17 protein-coding genes are annotated in these 16,086 nt (G+C 69.8%); 5 read left to right on the forward strand and 12 right to left on the reverse strand.

Annotation, left to right across the window (positions count from 1 at the left end; translation table 11 throughout):
- Nucleotides 1-62: 62 nt before the first annotated feature.
- On the reverse strand, nt 63-1,139 hold the full coding sequence (locus P1Y20_RS14440) for an archaeosine biosynthesis radical SAM protein RaSEA (RefSeq protein ID WP_304449354.1): 1,077 nt from the start codon (nt 1,137-1,139) through the stop codon (nt 63-65).
- Complete coding sequence (locus tag P1Y20_RS14445; protein ID WP_304449355.1) at nt 1,136-1,576, reverse strand: VanZ family protein; 441 nt, start codon at nt 1,574-1,576, stop codon at nt 1,136-1,138. The genes P1Y20_RS14440 and P1Y20_RS14445 overlap by 4 nt, the downstream gene beginning before the upstream one ends.
- A gap of 204 nt (nt 1,577-1,780) precedes the next feature.
- On the opposite strand from P1Y20_RS14445, the gene P1Y20_RS14450 reads away from it, so the two are divergent.
- Entirely contained in the window at nt 1,781-3,007 is a 1,227-nt protein-coding gene (locus P1Y20_RS14450; protein ID WP_304449356.1) for a sodium:calcium antiporter, read from the forward strand.
- 10 nt (nt 3,008-3,017) lie between these two features.
- On the opposite strand, the gene P1Y20_RS14455 is transcribed toward P1Y20_RS14450, so the two are convergent.
- The gene (locus P1Y20_RS14455) at nt 3,018-4,097 is read right to left on the reverse strand and encodes a sodium:calcium antiporter (protein ID WP_304449357.1); all 1,080 of its coding nucleotides are present in this window, start codon (nt 4,095-4,097) and stop codon (nt 3,018-3,020) included.
- Nucleotides 4,098-4,187: 90 nt separating this feature from the next.
- On the opposite strand from P1Y20_RS14455, the gene P1Y20_RS14460 reads away from it, so the two are divergent.
- Nucleotides 4,188-5,039 carry a DUF8054 domain-containing protein gene (locus P1Y20_RS14460; protein ID WP_304449358.1) on the forward strand — a complete coding sequence of 284 codons (852 nt, stop codon included), beginning with the start codon at nt 4,188-4,190 and terminating at the stop codon, nt 5,037-5,039.
- 68 nt (nt 5,040-5,107) lie between these two features.
- Entirely contained in the window at nt 5,108-5,593 is a 486-nt protein-coding gene (gene fer, locus P1Y20_RS14465) for a ferredoxin Fer (RefSeq protein ID WP_304449359.1), read from the forward strand.
- Between the two features lie 6 nt (nt 5,594-5,599).
- Here fer and P1Y20_RS14470 read toward each other — a convergent pair whose 3' ends face one another.
- From P1Y20_RS14470 to P1Y20_RS14480, 3 genes are all read right to left on the reverse strand, one after another.
- Nucleotides 5,600-6,088 carry a hypothetical protein gene (locus tag P1Y20_RS14470; RefSeq protein ID WP_304449360.1) on the reverse strand — a complete coding sequence of 163 codons (489 nt, stop codon included), beginning with the start codon at nt 6,086-6,088 and terminating at the stop codon, nt 5,600-5,602.
- Nucleotides 6,089-6,247: 159 nt separating this feature from the next.
- Entirely contained in the window at nt 6,248-7,960 is a 1,713-nt protein-coding gene (locus tag P1Y20_RS14475; protein WP_304449361.1) for a pyrroloquinoline quinone-dependent dehydrogenase, read from the reverse strand.
- A gap of 6 nt (nt 7,961-7,966) precedes the next feature.
- Nucleotides 7,967-8,884 (reverse strand): hypothetical protein, encoded by a 918-nt coding sequence (locus P1Y20_RS14480; RefSeq protein WP_304449362.1) that lies wholly within the window; start codon nt 8,882-8,884, stop codon nt 7,967-7,969.
- 232 nt (nt 8,885-9,116) lie between these two features.
- Here P1Y20_RS14480 and P1Y20_RS14485 point away from each other — a divergent pair, with 232 nt between their 5' ends.
- On the forward strand, nt 9,117-11,312 hold the full coding sequence (locus tag P1Y20_RS14485; RefSeq protein ID WP_304449363.1) for a CDC48 family AAA ATPase: 2,196 nt from the start codon (nt 9,117-9,119) through the stop codon (nt 11,310-11,312).
- A 3-nt stretch (nt 11,313-11,315) separates the two neighbouring features.
- Here P1Y20_RS14485 and P1Y20_RS14490 read toward each other — a convergent pair whose 3' ends face one another.
- From P1Y20_RS14490 to P1Y20_RS14515, 6 genes are all read right to left on the reverse strand, one after another.
- Entirely contained in the window at nt 11,316-12,050 is a 735-nt protein-coding gene (locus P1Y20_RS14490; RefSeq protein WP_304449364.1) for a class I SAM-dependent methyltransferase, read from the reverse strand.
- A 60-nt stretch (nt 12,051-12,110) separates the two neighbouring features.
- Entirely contained in the window at nt 12,111-12,410 is a 300-nt protein-coding gene (locus P1Y20_RS14495) for a DUF4242 domain-containing protein (RefSeq protein ID WP_304449365.1), read from the reverse strand.
- Between the two features lie 91 nt (nt 12,411-12,501).
- Nucleotides 12,502-12,756, reverse strand: coding sequence for a hypothetical protein (locus tag P1Y20_RS14500; protein ID WP_304449366.1), 255 nt, complete (start codon nt 12,754-12,756; stop codon nt 12,502-12,504).
- Between the two features lies 1 nt (nt 12,757).
- The gene (locus P1Y20_RS14505; RefSeq protein ID WP_304449367.1) at nt 12,758-13,738 is read right to left on the reverse strand and encodes an ABC transporter substrate-binding protein; all 981 of its coding nucleotides are present in this window, start codon (nt 13,736-13,738) and stop codon (nt 12,758-12,760) included.
- Nucleotides 13,738-14,724 (reverse strand): ABC transporter substrate-binding protein, encoded by a 987-nt coding sequence (locus P1Y20_RS14510; RefSeq protein WP_304449368.1) that lies wholly within the window; start codon nt 14,722-14,724, stop codon nt 13,738-13,740. Before P1Y20_RS14510 ends, P1Y20_RS14505 begins: the two co-directional genes overlap by 1 nt.
- Complete coding sequence (locus P1Y20_RS14515) at nt 14,721-15,620, reverse strand: ABC transporter substrate-binding protein (protein ID WP_304449369.1); 900 nt, start codon at nt 15,618-15,620, stop codon at nt 14,721-14,723. Before P1Y20_RS14515 ends, P1Y20_RS14510 begins: the two co-directional genes overlap by 4 nt.
- 82 nt (nt 15,621-15,702) lie before the next feature.
- Here P1Y20_RS14515 and P1Y20_RS14520 point away from each other — a divergent pair, with 82 nt between their 5' ends.
- Nucleotides 15,703-16,077, forward strand: a complete 375-nt coding sequence (locus P1Y20_RS14520) for a cupin domain-containing protein (RefSeq protein ID WP_304449370.1) — start codon at nt 15,703-15,705, stop codon at nt 16,075-16,077.
- The last annotated feature ends 9 nt before the right edge of the window (nt 16,078-16,086 follow it).

Genomic DNA, 16,086 nt, shown 5'->3' on the forward strand with positions numbered 1-16,086 from the left:
CACCGTACCCGCGACCTTAAACGTGCACGTCTACCACGGTCCGTGTCAGCGCACGGTGGCGCTCAGTTCGTGAGCGCCATCCCGTAGCTCCGCTCGCGGTCGAGGACGGCCGCCCAGGTCCGCTCGCAGGAACAGCTCACCTGGTCGAAGACCGTCGGGTCCTGTCGGAGGTCGAAGTCCTTGATGGCGGTCTGGACGCGGTCGTCGCACTCGCCGCAGTTGTGTGGCCCCCGGTCGCTCCCGTGGCCGACCGGGTCGGAGACGACGATGACGTCCTCGTCGGCCGTCTCGCGCAGCACCTCGGCGACCGACCAGAGCCACGGCGGGCGGTAGCCACCGTCGTGGTACAGTTGCTCGACCATCGTGTAGCGCTGGACGTTCGTCGGGTTCATCGAGACGGTGTGACAGCCCTCGACGCCGGCGCAGCGCCGCACGGAGCGTTTCATGTCCGCGACGGCCTCGCGCTCGGTGAGGAACGGCGGCTTCATGAGGAGGTACGCCTTCACGCCGGCGTCGGCCGCCAGCGCCTCGGCACAGGCCGCCTCGAAGTCGGCGAACTCGAAGTACTTGTTCACGCAGTCGTGGCGCACGCGGTCGGTCGCCGTCTCCAGGCCGATTGCGACGTCGGCGTCGAGACCGCGGTCGGTGAAGTCGCGCAGTTTCTCGCGGTCGACGAAGTTGGGGAGGGATTCGAGGACCATCCGCTCGCGGTCGGCGAACGTCTCCGCGATGGCCGCCCGGGTCTCCGCGGGGACCTCGCGTTCGTCGAGGAACGACCCCGAGGTGTATATCTTCACGAGTTCGGAGGGGGCGTCGGCGTTCTCGCGTTCGTGGTCGAGGCAGGCCTCGACCTGCGCCATCAGGTCCTCGTGGGCGACGGTGCCGCCGTCGACGGACTCGGCGACGTAGCCGCACATCGTACAACCGCCGGCGCGCGCCCAGCGACAGCCGCCGGTGTTGAGGATGATGGTGAGCGACTGGTAGACGCCCGCCGGCGTGTTGTCCTCGTCGAGCCAGACGCGGGTGGGTTCGCGCGCGTCGTAGGTGCGCTGGTTGCGCGAGCGGACCTCCCGCATCACCTTGTTGTGCGCGTCCATCCCGCGGCCCCGCTCGTAGACCTCGGGGTTCGGCTTGCTCATCGGCTCTCGCTACCCGACGCGCCGGTAAAACCCCCGCGGTCGCCCGGGAGGGTGAGGTAGGCGGTGAGCACCGTCCAGCCGAGACCGCCGAGGACCGCGCCGACGGCGTTGGCGAGCATGTCGTCGACGTCGAACGCCCGGTAGGGGAGGAAGTCCTGAATCACCTCGACGCCCGCGCCGAAGGCGACGGCCGCCGCGACGGCGAGCACGACTGCCCGGGCGTCGCGCGCGAGGACGGCGTACGCGACCAGCCCCGCCATCGCGCCGTAGCTGAGCGCGTGGAGCCACTTGTCGAACCCGACGAGACCGAGCGGTCCCGTGGTGGGGACGCCGGCCGTCGGGGGGTCGACCGTCGACGCGACCAGGACGTACCCCGCCCACAGCACGACGAGCGCGTACCGGACCCACCGTGGGGCGAGGGGGAGGTGAGGAGACACTGACGGAGGGTGTCACCGTCCCCGCATAAACGACCCGGAAGCCGACGTCTCCCCGTCGCGCGCTCGGTCGACCCGGAGGTCGCCCACCGTCCGAGGACGCCGAGACGGGACGCGAGAGTGGCGACGACCGAGCGTGTAGACCAGTTCAACGTACTGCAGTACATGAAAGGGAACCTATAGGTGGGCCCCACCGATGGTGGGTGTATGCGCATCGGTAGCAGGTATCTGGGGGTCGTAGCGCTCGTTTTCGTGGTCGTGCTGGGTGCCGTCGCCGTCGGCGGCGGCGTCGCCGTCGCACAGGACGGCGACGACGGCGGAGGTGCAGGTGACGAGGGCGAGGCCGGCGAGGAGGGTGAAGAGGGCGGCATCGAGGGTGCCATCGAGGGCTTCATCGAAGCGCAGGGAACGGTCGGTGCGGCGGCCGTCCTCCTCGGCGGCATCGTGCTCCTGACGGCGTGTACCGAGAAGCTCATCAGCTACCTCGCCCGCGCGTCGCTCAACATGAAGATGTCGCTGTTCGCGCTCGCGATCATCTTCACCGGCTTCGAGTTCGACGACACCATCCTCGCGCTGGTCCTGTCGAGTGGCGGTCTGGAGGAGGCCGCCCTCGGGACCGCGCTCGGGACGGGACTGGCCATCATCGGCCTGACCCTCGCGCTCGCGGCCATCATCCGCCCGTTCCCGGTCGACCTCCCGACCGACTACATCGTCATCTTCGGTCTCGCACCGCTCGTCCTCGTTCCGTTCGCCCTGGTCGGGACGTTGACGGCCATCCACGGTGTCGTCCTGACGGCCTTCTTCGTCTTCGCCTTCGGCTACTTCATCCTCCGCGAGCGCCAGCGGGAGATCCCGGTGTTCCGCGATACGGAACTCGGGGAACAGCTCCGCCCCGACGGCGGGGTGGCCCGTCCCAACGCGCTCGAGGAGATACCCGAGGAGCGCGTGCTGGGTGACCTCGCGGACTCCGGCCTCGTGTGGATCGCCCTCTCCATCGTCGCGCTCGCGGGCATCGTCTTCGCGGCGATGCTCCTGGAGGGTGGCTCCGAAGTGGTCATCGAGGGCTTCGGTATCTCCGAGACGATCTTCGGGGCGACCTTCCTCACGCTCCTGCTCACGTTCGAGGACATCATGCTCACCATCGAACCGGTCCGCCGTGGCTTCCCGGAAATCGGCGTCGGCAACGTCATCGGGAGCGTCCTGTTCTCCGTGACCGGCAACATCGGCGTCATCATGTTCCTCAGCGAGGTGGACATCTCGTCGTCCGTGTTGACGTTCCACCTCCCGGCCATGATCGTCGTGACCGCACTCGCCGCCTACTTCTTCTACGAGGGCGAGATGAAGCGCTGGCACGGGTACCTGCTCGGCGGCCTCTACGTCGCCTACTGGGTCGTCGCGCTCGTCGTGTTCAGCGGGGTGCCGATCGGCGAATAGGTCGGGTCGGTCACACCAGGTAGTTCGCCCCCCAGTAGGCGGCGTACAGCGCCAGCAGCGTCGTCCCGCCCGCCCGGCCGACCCGTCCCCGGGCGAACATCCCTCCCACGACGACGAGTGTGAGGAGGAAGAACGGCCAGTGGACGGTGAGGACCGTCCCGCTCGTGTCGAGCGGGTGGACCAGCGCGACGACCCCCGCGTTGGCGGTCACGAAGAAGAGCACGCTCCCGACGACGTTCCCCACCCCGAGGTGGGGGCGCCCGCGCCGGACCGGTTCGACGGTGAGGAACAGTTCCTCGAGCGACGCGATGAAGCTCATCACGGTCGCGCCGAAGGCGAGGCCGGTGACGCCGAGGAGCGTGAGGAGTTCCTCCGCGCCCGTCACCGCCAGTTCCGAGCCGACGGTCATGCCGACGGCCGCGGCCACCGCCACCCCGAGGCGGAACCACCCCTCGTTGCGCTCGCGAAGGGGTTCGGTGAACCGGTTCTCGAAGAGGACGTCGAGGTCGAAGTCCACGTCGAAGACCGCCTCGCCGCCCTCGCCGTCGATGCCGTCGCCGTCGGCGGCCGGGCGCGTCCGTCCCGTCGCCTCGAACGCCTCGACCTCTTCGGCGCTCAGGTAGCGCGTGCTCGACCGGCGCTCGAGGCCGTAGACGACGAGGACCAGCGGCAGGTAGCCGGCCGTGAGCAGGAGGCCGTCGCCCCGGGTGAGCGTCCCGTCCAGCGCGAGCGCGAACAGCAACGCGGGTGCGCCGAGCATCAACAGCAGGTACGACCGCGGGACGGTCGTCTCGAACGGGGTGAGCACGCCCGCGAGACCGACGGCCGCCCCGAGGATGAACAGCGCCTCGCCGAAGACCGTCCCGAGCGCGAGCGCCGGCAGGCCGTCGAGCGCCGCCACGACGCCGAGGACGGCGTTCTCCAGGTCGGTCCCAGCGAGCAGGACCGTGAGGAAGAACCCCGAGACGCCGAGCGCCAGCGCGCTCTCGGAGACCGCCTCGATGAACGTCTCGACGCTGGCGACGACCAGCACGACGCCGAGCACGAAGGCGACGACGCCGACGACCGTCGGCGGGACCCCGAGCGGCATGCTCACCGACTCACGTGTCACTCTCAAATATCATTCGGCGCTCGCGCGCACACTTATGACCCTCTGCCGACATCCTTGGTGATACGAACCATGGACCTCTCCCGCGCGGTCGGCGCTCTTCGACGACCGGAGTACACCGGCGAGAACCGCTGTCTCCCGTGTACGGTCGTGAACGTCGCCATCGCCCTCGCGCTCGCCGTCCTCGTCCGCGCCGCCAGCCGACGGACCGGCCCCGGCGTCGTCGTCTTCCTCGCGTCGAGCGCGCTCGTCTACCTCCGCGGCTACCTCGTCCCGGGGACGCCGACGCTCACGGAACGCTACTTCCCGCCGTGGCTCCTTCGGCTGTTCGGCAAGGAACCGATAGCGGCGGTGGCCGTCGACGGAACGACCGACCCGGCGGCGTCCGCGTCCCCCGACGCGGGCCACCCGCTCGTCGCTGCGGGCGTGCTCGTCCGGGACGGAGACGGCTTCGCCCTCCCGCCCGCCGTCCGCGAGGACTGGCGCGAGGAGATACGGGCCGTCCGCGGGTCGGCCGTCGACGGGGCGGACGTGCGCGCGCTGTTCGACGCCGACGCGGTCTCTCGCACCGGGGAGCGCTCGTTCGTCGTCGACGGGAGCGCCTCGGTCCGGTGGGACTCCGAGGCGGCGCTCGTCGCGGACGTGGCGTGCGCGCGCGTCCTCCGCACGCACGGCGTCGAGTGGGACGCCCTCGACCGCGAGCGGCGGCAGTCGCTCCTGCTCGGCCTCCGTCTCTCCCTGGAGCGGTGTCCGGCCTGCGACGGCGCGCTCGACCGGGGCGAGGAGCGCGTCGACCCCTGCTGTCAGCGCCCCCACCTCGTCGCGGAGGCGGTCTGTTCCGACTGCGGGGCGCTCGTGGCCGACGCCGCCGTCGTCGCCGCGGAGGGCGAGGGTGCCGTCCGCGAGCGACTCCTCCGTCAGTGACGGACCGTCTCCCGTCTCGTGCTATCGCGACCCACGGCCCTAAGTACGACCGTGACGATAGATGATGTATGACGCCGGACCAACAGCTCCCGAACATCAAGGTCGGTCGCGACGCCGCCAGGGACGAGGCGTACGAGAGCGAGGAGGAGACCGTCTCGACGGTCGAGTACCTCAACTACCGGGCCGTCGAGCGCGAGGGGTGGGACGTAGACGACGAGGACCTCTTCGAGAAGGCGGCCGCCGCCGACCTCGACGACATCGACCACGGGACGCTCGAGGTTGGCGAGTACGAGTACGTCCTCGACGCGGCGGAGGAGGCGGGCCAGTCCTGGCCGTTCGAGTGCCGGGCGGCCTCCTGTGCCAACTGCTGCGCCTTCGTCACCGAAGGCGACGTCGAGATGGACATGAACCTGTTTCTCACCGACGAGGAGGTCGAGGAGATGGGGCTGCGTCTGACCTGCGTGTCGACGCCCGCCTCCGACGAGGTGAAACTCGTCTACAACGCCCGGAGCCACGACTACCTCCAGACGGTCGTCGGCCAGCGGGAGGTGTAGCGCGCCTCAGGAGTGACGCTCGATGGCCTCGGCGAGTCGCTCGTCCGGCGCCGTGTCCATCACCAGCCGTTCCTCCTGGTAGCGTTCGGCCTCCGAGAGGTCGACGTCGGCGTCGACGGCGTCGAGGAGCGCCGCGAGCACCAGCGCGTGGGCGTCGAGTCGGTCCTCCAGTTCGTTGATACCGTTGAACGCCTTCTCCGCGAACCCGGTGAGCGAGTCGGAGAACTCCGAGAGGTTCGCCTCGCTCTGTTTTATCTTGCGCTCGTTCAGGCTGATGCGCGCGAAGTTGTCGACCTCCTCGACCGCGTCCTCGAGGTCCGCTATCTCGCGCTCGAGCGACGCGATGCGCTCCTCGACCAACTGTTCGACCAGGCTCTCCATCGTGACCTCCGGTTCGGTCTCCCCGGTCGCCGCCCCGCCCTCTCGCGTCGACTCCGCCTCGCTCTCCTCGGTCGTCGGTTCGGGCGCGTGCCTGTGGGGTGTCTGTATCGCCATGTGATGACACGTGTCACGACGCAGTATATAAATTTTGACAGCGTACTTGACAGTATCCCTGACTGGCAGTCGTGACGGTGGGGGCGTTCCCGGACGCGGTGGCTCCGGTCGGCGCGCTCGGACGGTCCTGTCGCACGAGAAATGAAGTGGGTGGTCGGGTTACGCGGCCATCGAGAAGATCAGCAGGCGGTCGTCGCGCTTGCCCCGGCGGAGCCAGCCGCTGCCGCCGACCTGGACGGCGATGTACTGCTTGTCGGTCCCGGGGTCGTACCAGCTCATCGGGCTGGACGACACCGGCGCGTCGCCGCAGTCGAACTCCCAGACGCGGTCGCCGTTCTCGGCGTCGTAGGCGATGAGGTCGCCGTTCTGCGTGCCGGCGAAGACGAGGCCGGTCGCGGTCGCCATCGACCCGCCCCAGAGGTAGGTGTCGCTGTCTATCCAGTCGCGCCAGACGCGCTCGCCCGTCGCCGCGTCGATGGCCGTGATGGAGGCGATGTGCCCGTTGTAGTCGTCGGGCATGTCCTCGGTCTCGTCCTCGAGGATGCCGCCCCAGTACTTCTTGCCCTCCTCGAACTCCTCGAAGCGCCACCACGCCTCCTGGGCGTTGTTGTGCATCTTGTAGTAGATGAGCCCGGTGTCGGGGTTGTACGCCGGCGGCTGCCAGTCGTTACCGCCCATCCCGCCGGGCATGAACGTCCCGCGGCGCCCCTCGTCGATGTGGGGAATCATGCTGAACATGTTCAGCTGCTGGACGCCCGGTTCGGAGCGCTCGATGAGCTGGCCCGTCTCGGCGTCGACGGTGTACGCCCAGCCGGTCTTCCCGGCGTCGACGACGACGTCCTTCGTCTGGTTTCGGTGGGCGATCTCGAGGTCCTTGATGAGCACGCGCGGGCAGGCCGAGTCGTAGTCCCAGACGTCGTGTGGCGACTCCTGGTGGAACCAGAGCCGTTCGCCCGTCTCGGCGTCGAGACAGAGCGTCCCGCAGGTGTTGCGGTTCGGCCCCGGGCGCACCGACCCGTCGAAGTCCGGGCCGGGGTTGCCGATGGGGAGGTAGAGGCGGTTTCGCTCCTCGTCGAAGGTGGCGGTCATCCAGTTGGTGCCGGCCGCCTGCTCGATGCTGTCGCCGACCCACTCCTCCTCGGGACAGGTGCGTGTGAACCACTTCTGCTCGCCCGTCTCCGTGTCGAGCGCCGTGTGGAACCCGCGGACGCCGTACTCGCCGCCGGCGCTCCCCGTGTAGAGCGTCCCGTCGTGGACGATGGGCGCCCACGTCGCGGAGTAGCCCCGCTCGTGGTCGGCCGTGCTCGTGTACCACTCCTCCTCGCCGGTGTAGCGGTCGAGCGCGACGACCCCCGAGTCGAGGGTGCACATGAATATCTTGTCCTCGTAGACCGCGACGCCGCGGTTGTTGTCGTCGCAGCAGAGCACCACGTCCGACGGGACGGCGTAGGTGTAACTCCAGAGGACGTCGCCCTCGCGCGGGTCGATGGCCTTCACGTGGTTCGGCCCGTTGGACTGATACATCACCGGCGGGTCGCCGGGGACGACGACGGGCGTCCCCTCCATGCTCGACCCGGCGCCGACGTGCATCTCGTGTTCGAGTTCCAGGTCGTCGACGTTCTCCGGCGTGATGACGTCACACGTCGTGTACCGGTGCTGCTCGTAGTTCCCACCGTACATCAGCCAGGCCTCCGGGTTCTCCCCGGACTCGCTCAACATCTCCTGGGTGACGTCCTCGCGCGGGATGCGGTCGGTGTCGTGCTGGTGGGTGACGGACTTATCGGGCGAGCCGAGCACCCGATAGCCGTTGTCTGTCTCTCGAACGACCGTGTCCTGTGCGGCCTGTACCGCTTTGTCTTTCTCTATCGACATCGTGAATTACCTCGCTAAACTGGGTGCGCGCATCTCCTCGGTGATGTGGAAGACGTCGCTGCAGACGTCCTCCTGGTTGATGATCAGAACCGCGGCGCTCGCGGTGAGCGCGGCGGACAGTTGGCTGTCCGTGAGCGTCGCGTCGGTGGCGTCGGCGACCTCTCTGGCGGCGAGCGTCAGCAGGTACAGCCCGCCGAGCATCGCCTTCACGTCCCAGATTCCGTCGTCGAGAATCTCGTCGGTGATGAGGACCTGCTTCTGCCAGAGGTGGACGTCGAGCGTCCGAATCCACAGCAACGCCCCGCCCATCGCGCGCTGATGGAGCGGTGGGACGAACTCGACCCTGAACTCGACGCCGTCGGGAATCTCACCGGTCGGCACCCACCGCGAGAGGCGCATGTCGTTGTTGACGATGTCCATCATCAGGGCGGTCTGCTCTCGGTCGTCGAACCCGACGTCGCCGAGCGCGTCCGTCAGCCGGTCGGCCCTGATGAGTTCGTGGGCGGTGTCCCTGATGTACGACGACGTGAACCGCGACGCGTTCTCGTCGACGCTCCCGAAGAACCCCACGTCGAGCAGGTGGTCGTAGACGCGCCACCCCGGCTCGACGAGTTCCCGATACAGCTCCTCCGGTTCCCGCTCGCCGTCCGGTATCCCCTGCTCGCGTACCTCCGGGAGACGACCGAGCTGCTCCGCCAGGTCCGCCAGCGCCTCGTCGAGGAGTGCAGCGTCGAGCGACCCCTCCAGGTCGTCCCGAATCGTCTGCCCCAGCGTGGCGAACGCGGGGTCCGTGTCGGGCTCGACCGCGGCTTTCAGTTCCGAGAGCGTCAACTCTTCGTCCCCGACCGACTCGTCGATACCGAGCGACTGCACCAGTTGCCGCCGCTCTCCCTCGGTTACGTGCGGAACGTTGACATCGGTCATTGAACCACCGTCGTAATGACTTGCCCGTGTCATGAAATACCTTACCGTACTGTTCGGAAATTTTATCGATTATTCCTCTGGTATCCGTTCATACCATCGATTTTCGACGGAAAACTCGGTGACAGCGTGAGAACATCTATGATAGTTTACCGTTGATACGTCACGGGCGACGCGTCTCGTCGACCCGCGAGTTTAAGACCGCCGCGGCGCGACGTGCGTGGAGACTGCTCCCATGGAACTGACGGTCGAACCGTTACCGCGACAGCGCGGCGGGGACGGGCTGGCGCACGTCGCCCGCGAGACGATGGCCGACCTGGGCGTCGAGAGCGGCGACTACCTCCTCGTCCGCGGGCCGGAGGGCGACCGGGCGGTCGCGCAGGTCCTCCCCTCGAACGACGTCGACGACGGCGCGATTCGGCTGGACGAGCAGGTCCGCCGGACGGGTCGCGTCGAGGCGGGCGAGTCGGTCACCGCGGAGCGAACCACGGTCGAGTCGGCCGACCGCGTGGAGGTCGCCCTGCCGGCGGGTCTCGGCGCCGAGGAGGGACTGAAGCTCGCCCTCCGCGAGGAGCTCATCGGGCAGGCGGTCGTCGTGGGACAGACCGTCCCCGTCTCCCTCGCCGTCGGGTCGCGAGAGGAGGCGCAGTACCTCCCCGTCCGAATCGCGGCGGCGCGACCGAGCGACCGGGTCGTGGTCCGCGACTGGACGCGCGTCCAGCTCTCGCCCGACGCCGACGCGGGGCTCTCGCTCGACGCGGTCGTCGGCGGTCGGGGAGGAACCGAGGTCACCTACGAGGACGTCGGCGGCCTCGACGCGGAACTCGAACAGGTCCGCGAGATGGTCGAACTCCCGGTGCGCCACCCCGAACTGTTCGACGTGCTCGGGGTCGCCCCCCCGAGCGGCGTCCTGCTCCACGGCCCGCCGGGGACGGGCAAGACGCTCATGGCGCGAGCCGTCGCCGCCGAACTGGACGCCTCGTTCGTCGAGGTCTCCGGACCGGAGGTCGCCTCGGCGTACCGCGGCGAGAGCGAGGAACGCCTCCGGGAGGTGTTCGAGGAGGCCGCAGCGAACGACCCCGCGGTCGTCCTCCTCGACGACCTCGAGTCGCTGGCCCCCCGCGACGACGAGGCCGGCGGACGGGTCGTCGCCCAGCTCGTCTCGCTGCTGGACGACCGCGCCGAACGCGGCCGGGTCACCGTCGTCGGGACGACCGACCGCCTCGACACGGTCGACCCCGCCCTCCGAAGACCCGGCCGGTTCGACCGCGAGATAGAGGTCGGCGTCCCCGACCGCGACGGCCGCGAGGAGATACTGCGCATCCACACCCGCTGGATGCCCCTCGACGACGACGTCGACCTCGCTCGGCTCGCGGCGGTGACCCACGGCTTCGTCGGTGCCGACCTCGAGAACCTCGTCCGCGAGAGCGCCATGTGCACCCTGCGACGCCTCCGCGCCGACGCAGACCTCGCGGACGGGACCCTCGACGCGGACCTCCTGGCGTCGCTGTCGGTGAGCGACGACGACGTCAGGACCGCCCTCCGCTCGGTCGAACCCTCCGCGCTCAGGGAGGTGTTCGTCGAGGTGCCGGAGGTCGCCTGGGACGACGTCGGCGGTCTCGAGGACACGAAAGAGCGCCTCCAGGAGACCGTCCAGTGGCCCCTCGAGTACCCCGAGGCGTTCGACCGCGTCGGGCTGACCCCCGCCAACGGCGTCCTGCTGTACGGCCCGCCGGGGACCGGCAAGACGCTGCTGGCGAAGGCCGTCGCCAACGAGTCCCAGAGCAACTTCATCTCGGTCAAGGGCCCCGAACTGCTCGACAAGTACGTCGGGGAGTCCGAGAAGGGCGTCCGGGAGATATTCGAGAAGGCCCGGGCGAACGCCCCCGCCGTCGTCTTCTTCGACGAGATAGACGCGCTCGCCGGCGAACGCGGTCGGAACCGGGGGGACGCCGGCGTCTCCGAGCGCGTCGTCTCCCAACTGCTCACGGAACTCGACGGCCTCGAGGAACTGGAGGACGTCGTCGTCGTCGCGACGACCAACCGCCCCGAACTGCTCGACGACGCCCTGTTACGTCCCGGTCGCCTCGACCGACACGTCCACGTCCCCACGCCCGACGAGGCGGCCCGGCGCGAGATATTCGCCGTCCACACCCGGGGGAAGCCCCTGGCCGACGACGTCGACCTCGACGACCTCGCCCGGCGCACCGAGGGCTACGTCGGCGCGGACGTCGAGGCGGTCTGCCGCGAGGCGGCGACGGTCGCCGTCCGCTCGTTCGTCCGGACGGGCACGCCGCGGGTCGAGGAACTCGACGTGACGGCGGCGCACTTCGAGCGCGCGCTCGAGTCGCTCGACCCGAGCTCGCTCGGCGACGAACGGTTCGCGGCCGACCGTCGAGGAGCGGACTGGCCGTCCGAGTTCGAGGAGTGAACGTCAGGCGTCGGCGACGACGAGGACGTACCGGCCGCGCTCGCGCTCGACCTCCTCGACGTGCCGGACGTCGAAGCCGGCCTCGGCCACGAGGTCGCGCCAGTAGCGCGCCGGGTCCGTCGACCCGTCGTGGGTGATGCGCAGTTCGAGAACCCCGAGCGTGCCGCCCGGTGCGCACACCCGGTGGGCCTCGGCCGCCGCGCGCCGCGCGGCGGCTTCCGGGAGGTCGTGGAGCACGCGGCAGGCGGTCACGACGTCGACGCTCCCGTCCGCGACGGGAAGCCGGGCCGCGTCGCCGCGGACGACCGCGGCGTCGAGGCCGGCGCGCACGGCGTTGCGCCGGGCGAGCGCGGGCGCGTTGCCGAGGATGACCCGGTCGTCGAAGACGTCGACGCCGACGACGGTCGTCTCGGGTGCGAGCGTCGGAGCGAGCCCGACGAGCGAGCGCCCCGTCCCGCAGCCCACGTCGAGCACGCGGTCGGCCCCGTCGAGCGGGAGCGCCGCCGCGAGGAGCGCGTACTTCTCGCCGTCGAGACGCCACGGCGGCGGCCGGAGGAGCTTCGAGAGCGTCCGGTAGTCGGTGCGCGCGCCCCACAGTCCGAGCGCGACGGCGAGGAGTCGGCGGGTGCGCCGGGTCGACGCGACGGCGAGGAGCGCCCCGGCCGCGAGCGCGAGCGTGCCGAGGGCTAGCGCTCGTCCGCGCCGTCGCCAGTGGTAGATTCCGAAGTAGTAGGACACGGTCCGGTCACCCGCTCGCGGTCGTCACGGCTCGACCCGGCGACCGGCGTCGGGAACGCCTCACTCGCCCGACAGCGGTTCGCCTCGCTTGGTTACCTTCGTCGCCGGCAGGCCGGCGCGCTCGGCGTGTTCGTACACGGTCTCCTCGTCCTCCGCCCGGTAGTGACAGAACGTCCCGACGACCTGCTCGTCGCCGTTCGTCAGCACCTCCGAGTCCACCCACTCGATGTCCCTGCCCTCCTCGCGGAGCGTCGACAGCGTCTCGCCGGACGCCTCGGCCGCCGCCGAGAGTTCGTCCCGGGATATCGGTTCGTCCAGTTCGCGCAGGATGAGGAAGTCGTCCACTGCGTCGTTCGACATGGTCCGACACCTCCTTTCGGCCCGGGACGTGTAAGTTCTTTTCACGGTTCATGATAACTCTCGTCGATACTCCGGCCGACGTCAGTGACCGTCACCACTCCGTGAGCCAGTCGGGGGCGAGGCGGGCGCGACAGCGCGTGCAGTAGACGGTCGTGACGTCGTTCTCGGCGTCGCACTGCGGGCAGGCCACGCTCGCTCGGCGCCGAACGGCGGCGAGGGTTCCGGCGGCGCGCGCGTCCCCCGCGAACGTCCCGCGACCGTCGGTCGACCTCCCGACCGTCAGGTAGGTCGCCGTCACGGCGGCGAGGAGCGCGACGACCGACAGCGCGGCGAGCAGCGTCGACATCTCACGCCTCCTCGCCCCCGCGACCGATGCGCTCGGCGTAGTCCCGGAGCGCGGGTGCCTCGGCGTCGAGGTAGTCGTTCGTCCAGACGGCGTCCGGGTCGGTCGGGCCGTCGAGGAGGTCGGTCTCGGCGAGCATCGCGTCGAGACGGTGCCACCGCTCGCCGTCGTGGGCCCCCCACCCCGCCGTCCGGACGTGGTCGGTGAACTGGAGCGACTCGGCGGCGGCCCGGAACTTGTCCGTCTCGATGGCTCGACGGCGTTCGAGCGTCGCGTTGCGGGCGACGAGCGCCTCGATGGCCGCCTCCGGGTCGTTCGTCGCCGCCGCCCACCCCCTCGCGGTCGCCCGGAGGAACGCGCGCAGCGTCCCCGCACTGGACTCGGCGAACGCGCGGTTGGTCACGAGCGTCATGCCGTAGACGCCGAGGTAGTCGCCGATGGGGAGTTCGTCGGCGGTCCGGTCGTACTCGCGTTCGAGTTCCAGCCCGTTCGTGACGACGCCCACCGCGGCGTCGACGCTCCCGTCGAGGAGTTTGTGCTGGACGCGGTGGTGCGTGTTCGGGTCCACCCCCTGCAAATCCACCTCGTCGGCGATGCCCACCTGTTCGAGCAGTTGCGCGGCGAGGATGCGCGTCTTCGTCGCCGACGGCGCGACGGTCCGGCCGGCCAGTTGTTCGGGGCGTTCGAGCGATTCGCCGAAGACGTCCCGGAGGGTGTAGACCGCCGCCGGCGTCTTCTTCGTCACCGCCGCCACCGCCAGCGGTTCGAACCCCTCGCTCTGTGTGGCGAGGACGGCGCTCGCCCCCGCGAGGCCGACGTCGGCGCGCCCCCGGGCGGCCTGTTCGGCCGCGAACGGCGACCCGTGGCCCTCGACGAACTGCACGTCGAGGCCCTCCTCGTCGTAGAACCCCCGCTCCCGGGCGAGGAAGTACGGCGCCTGGAAGCCGTTCGGCTCCCAGTTCAGCTGGAAGGTGAGGGGCGCCATCACGGCACCTCCGGGCGGAACGTCCCCTCGGGGATGCGGTCGACGCCGAGCGCCTCCGGCCCGGCCACGTCGAGCAGGTGGTCGAACAGCCGCTCCATGCCGTCGATACGCGCCTCGTCCCAGTCGCGCACGACCATGTCGCGCCAGCCGTCCCGGACCGCGCGGACGATGGCCGGGTCGTCGTACGTCATCAGTTCCTCGCCGACGACCTCCCAGTGGTCGTCCTCGCTCACGAGGCGGTCGACCACGTCGCGGTAGGCGCCCTTGAACCCGCGCACCGTCTCGGGGTGCGCCTCGAAGAACGACTCGCTCGTGAGGAACGTCGAGATCGGGAGGCGCTCGTCGGTCTCCGAGAGGCGCTGGACGAGGTCGGCCATCGGGAGCACCTCGCGGTACGGTCCGCGCTCGGTTATCTCGGGGACGATGGGCCAGAACTGGAGGACGGCGTCCACCTCGCCGTCGTGGAGCATTCGCGTGAGGCCGACCTTCGACCCCGCCTCCACGGGGGTCGCCGCCTCGTCCGGGTCGAACCCGTGGTACTCGCGGCAGGCCGCCCGCGTCAGGATCCAGTTCTTGTCGAGGCGACGGACGACACCGATGCGGTGGTCCGGCAGGTCGGTGAGGTCCTCGATGTCGGTGTCCTCGGGGGCGACGAGGCCCCCGACGGTCCGGCCGTAGGGGTGGAAGGCGACGATGCTCGCGCCCTCGCTCCGCTCGCGGGCCGTCGAGATGTAGTCGATGTCGATGAGGTCGGCCTCGCCCTCCTGCAGGCGCGCCTCGACCGTCTCCATCCCGCCTTCCAGCTCGTCCGAGACCAGTTGCACGTCGAGGTGGAAGCCGTGGTCGTGGTCCAGCCCCAGGCGCTTGATGGTGTAGAGCATGTAGCGCGGGCTGCCGTTGTGTTCGAAGCGCGCGCGCATCACCGGCCGGTCACCCGGGTCGTCGTGGACGGCGTCGAGCGCCGCCTGCTGGTCGGCGACGTTCATCGTCGCACCGGGCTCACGATGGCGTCGAGGTCGGCCCCCCCGTCGATGAGCCGCCGGCGCTTCATCCAGTCGAGCTGTTCGCCCAGCTCCTCCCGGTCGACGAACTCGGGGGTCTCGTAGGTCGGGACGTCGATGCTCGCGAGCAGGGCCTCGCGGTCGACGTCCTCGAAGAGGTCGGGGGCGACGTCGGCGTCCGCGTCGAGCATCGCGAGGTACTCCTCGCGGAACGCCTCCGGGTCCTCGTTGATGTCCTCGACCGCCCGGCTGTACCCCCGCATGAACGCCTCCAGGTCCTCCCCCGCCAGTTCCTCGCCGGCGACGATGCCCATGTGGTTCTCGAACTCGAGGACGGGTCGGAAGCCGAGGTGGTCGGCGAGCGTGCTCTGGGGTTCGAGCAGCGAGATGGCCTCCACCTCGCCGTCGCGGAGCGCGCGGAGGCGGTCGGTCGGCATCCCGTGGTGTTCGAGCGTCACCTCGTCGGCCGGGACGTGCGCTTCGAGCGCCCGGACGACGGTGTACTCCTGTCCCGTCCGGCGGTTCACCCCCACCGGGACGCCCGCGAGGTCGGCCGGTTCCTCGACGTCGCTGTCCGGCCGGACGTAGACCGTGTAGGGCTGGTCGGCGAACGTCCCGCAGGCGACGACCCGCCCGTCGCGCATGTCCCAGGTGCGCTTGATGGACTCCCACTTGCAGATGGGGTAGAGGTCGACGTCGTGGTCGCCGGTCAGCGTCTCCTCGGCCGGGATGTACTTCCAGTCGACGTCTCCCCGGTCGCGCTCGACGAGGTCGACGTCGAGCCCCTCCGCTGCGAAATACCCCCGTTCGCTCGCCACCCGCTGCGGAAGCATGAACGAGAACGGCAGGTGGAAGAGCCGAACATTGTTACTCCGTGCCATGATATAGACGGTGAGACCATACTGTTATAAAAATAATGCAAGAATATTTATGAACCCGCGTCGGTTCGTGGTACCCACTGACATGTACCACGTCGCAGCGGTCGACCGCGAACCCGTGGAGGTCGCGGAGGGGGTGTACCTGGCGGACCTGGCGACGGGCGAGCGCGCCTCGATGAAGTTCTGGCGCATCGAGCCGGGCGCGACGCTCCCGACGCACCGCCACCACAACGAGCAGATCGGGTTCGTCATCAGCGGGACGCTGACCGCCGTCCTGGAGGACGGCGAGCACACGCTCGCGCCGGGCGACTCCTACGCCTTCCGGAGCGACGAACTCCACGGCGCGCGGAACCGGGGGGCGGAACCGGCCGTCGGCATCGGCGTCCTCAGTCCGCCGCGCGAGGAACCGGAGTGGGCGACGAAACGTCGCGCTGGCGCGCGCGCCGACTCCGACGACTGAACCGCGTTC

Origin of the sequence: Halomarina ordinaria (assembly GCF_030553305.1) — an archaeon.
GTDB lineage: Archaea > Halobacteriota > Halobacteria > Halobacteriales > Haloarculaceae > Halomarina > Halomarina ordinaria.

What these genes read in the sequence shown, in the direction of transcription:
- P1Y20_RS14440 (WP_304449354.1), bottom strand. Translation starts at nt 1,139, where the DNA reads ATGAGCAAGCCGAACCCCGAGGTCTACGAGCGGGGCCGCGGGATGGAC.
- P1Y20_RS14450 (WP_304449356.1), top strand. Translation starts at nt 1,781, where the DNA reads ATGCGCATCGGTAGCAGGTATCTGGGGGTCGTAGCGCTCGTTTTCGTG.
- P1Y20_RS14455 (WP_304449357.1), bottom strand. Translation starts at nt 4,097, where the DNA reads ATGCCGCTCGGGGTCCCGCCGACGGTCGTCGGCGTCGTCGCCTTCGTG.
- P1Y20_RS14460 (WP_304449358.1), top strand. Translation starts at nt 4,188, where the DNA reads ATGGACCTCTCCCGCGCGGTCGGCGCTCTTCGACGACCGGAGTACACC.
- fer (WP_304449359.1), top strand. Translation starts at nt 5,108, where the DNA reads ATGACGCCGGACCAACAGCTCCCGAACATCAAGGTCGGTCGCGACGCC.
- P1Y20_RS14470 (WP_304449360.1), bottom strand. Translation starts at nt 6,088, where the DNA reads ATGGCGATACAGACACCCCACAGGCACGCGCCCGAACCGACGACCGAG.
- P1Y20_RS14475 (WP_304449361.1), bottom strand. Translation starts at nt 7,960, where the DNA reads ATGTCGATAGAGAAAGACAAAGCGGTACAGGCCGCACAGGACACGGTC.
- P1Y20_RS14480 (WP_304449362.1), bottom strand. Translation starts at nt 8,884, where the DNA reads ATGACCGATGTCAACGTTCCGCACGTAACCGAGGGAGAGCGGCGGCAA.
- P1Y20_RS14485 (WP_304449363.1), top strand. Translation starts at nt 9,117, where the DNA reads ATGGAACTGACGGTCGAACCGTTACCGCGACAGCGCGGCGGGGACGGG.
- P1Y20_RS14495 (WP_304449365.1), bottom strand. Translation starts at nt 12,410, where the DNA reads ATGTCGAACGACGCAGTGGACGACTTCCTCATCCTGCGCGAACTGGAC.
- P1Y20_RS14500 (WP_304449366.1), bottom strand. Translation starts at nt 12,756, where the DNA reads ATGTCGACGCTGCTCGCCGCGCTGTCGGTCGTCGCGCTCCTCGCCGCC.
- P1Y20_RS14505 (WP_304449367.1), bottom strand. Translation starts at nt 13,738, where the DNA reads ATGGCGCCCCTCACCTTCCAGCTGAACTGGGAGCCGAACGGCTTCCAG.
- P1Y20_RS14510 (WP_304449368.1), bottom strand. Translation starts at nt 14,724, where the DNA reads ATGAACGTCGCCGACCAGCAGGCGGCGCTCGACGCCGTCCACGACGAC.
- P1Y20_RS14515 (WP_304449369.1), bottom strand. Translation starts at nt 15,620, where the DNA reads ATGGCACGGAGTAACAATGTTCGGCTCTTCCACCTGCCGTTCTCGTTC.
- P1Y20_RS14520 (WP_304449370.1), top strand. Translation starts at nt 15,703, where the DNA reads ATGTACCACGTCGCAGCGGTCGACCGCGAACCCGTGGAGGTCGCGGAG.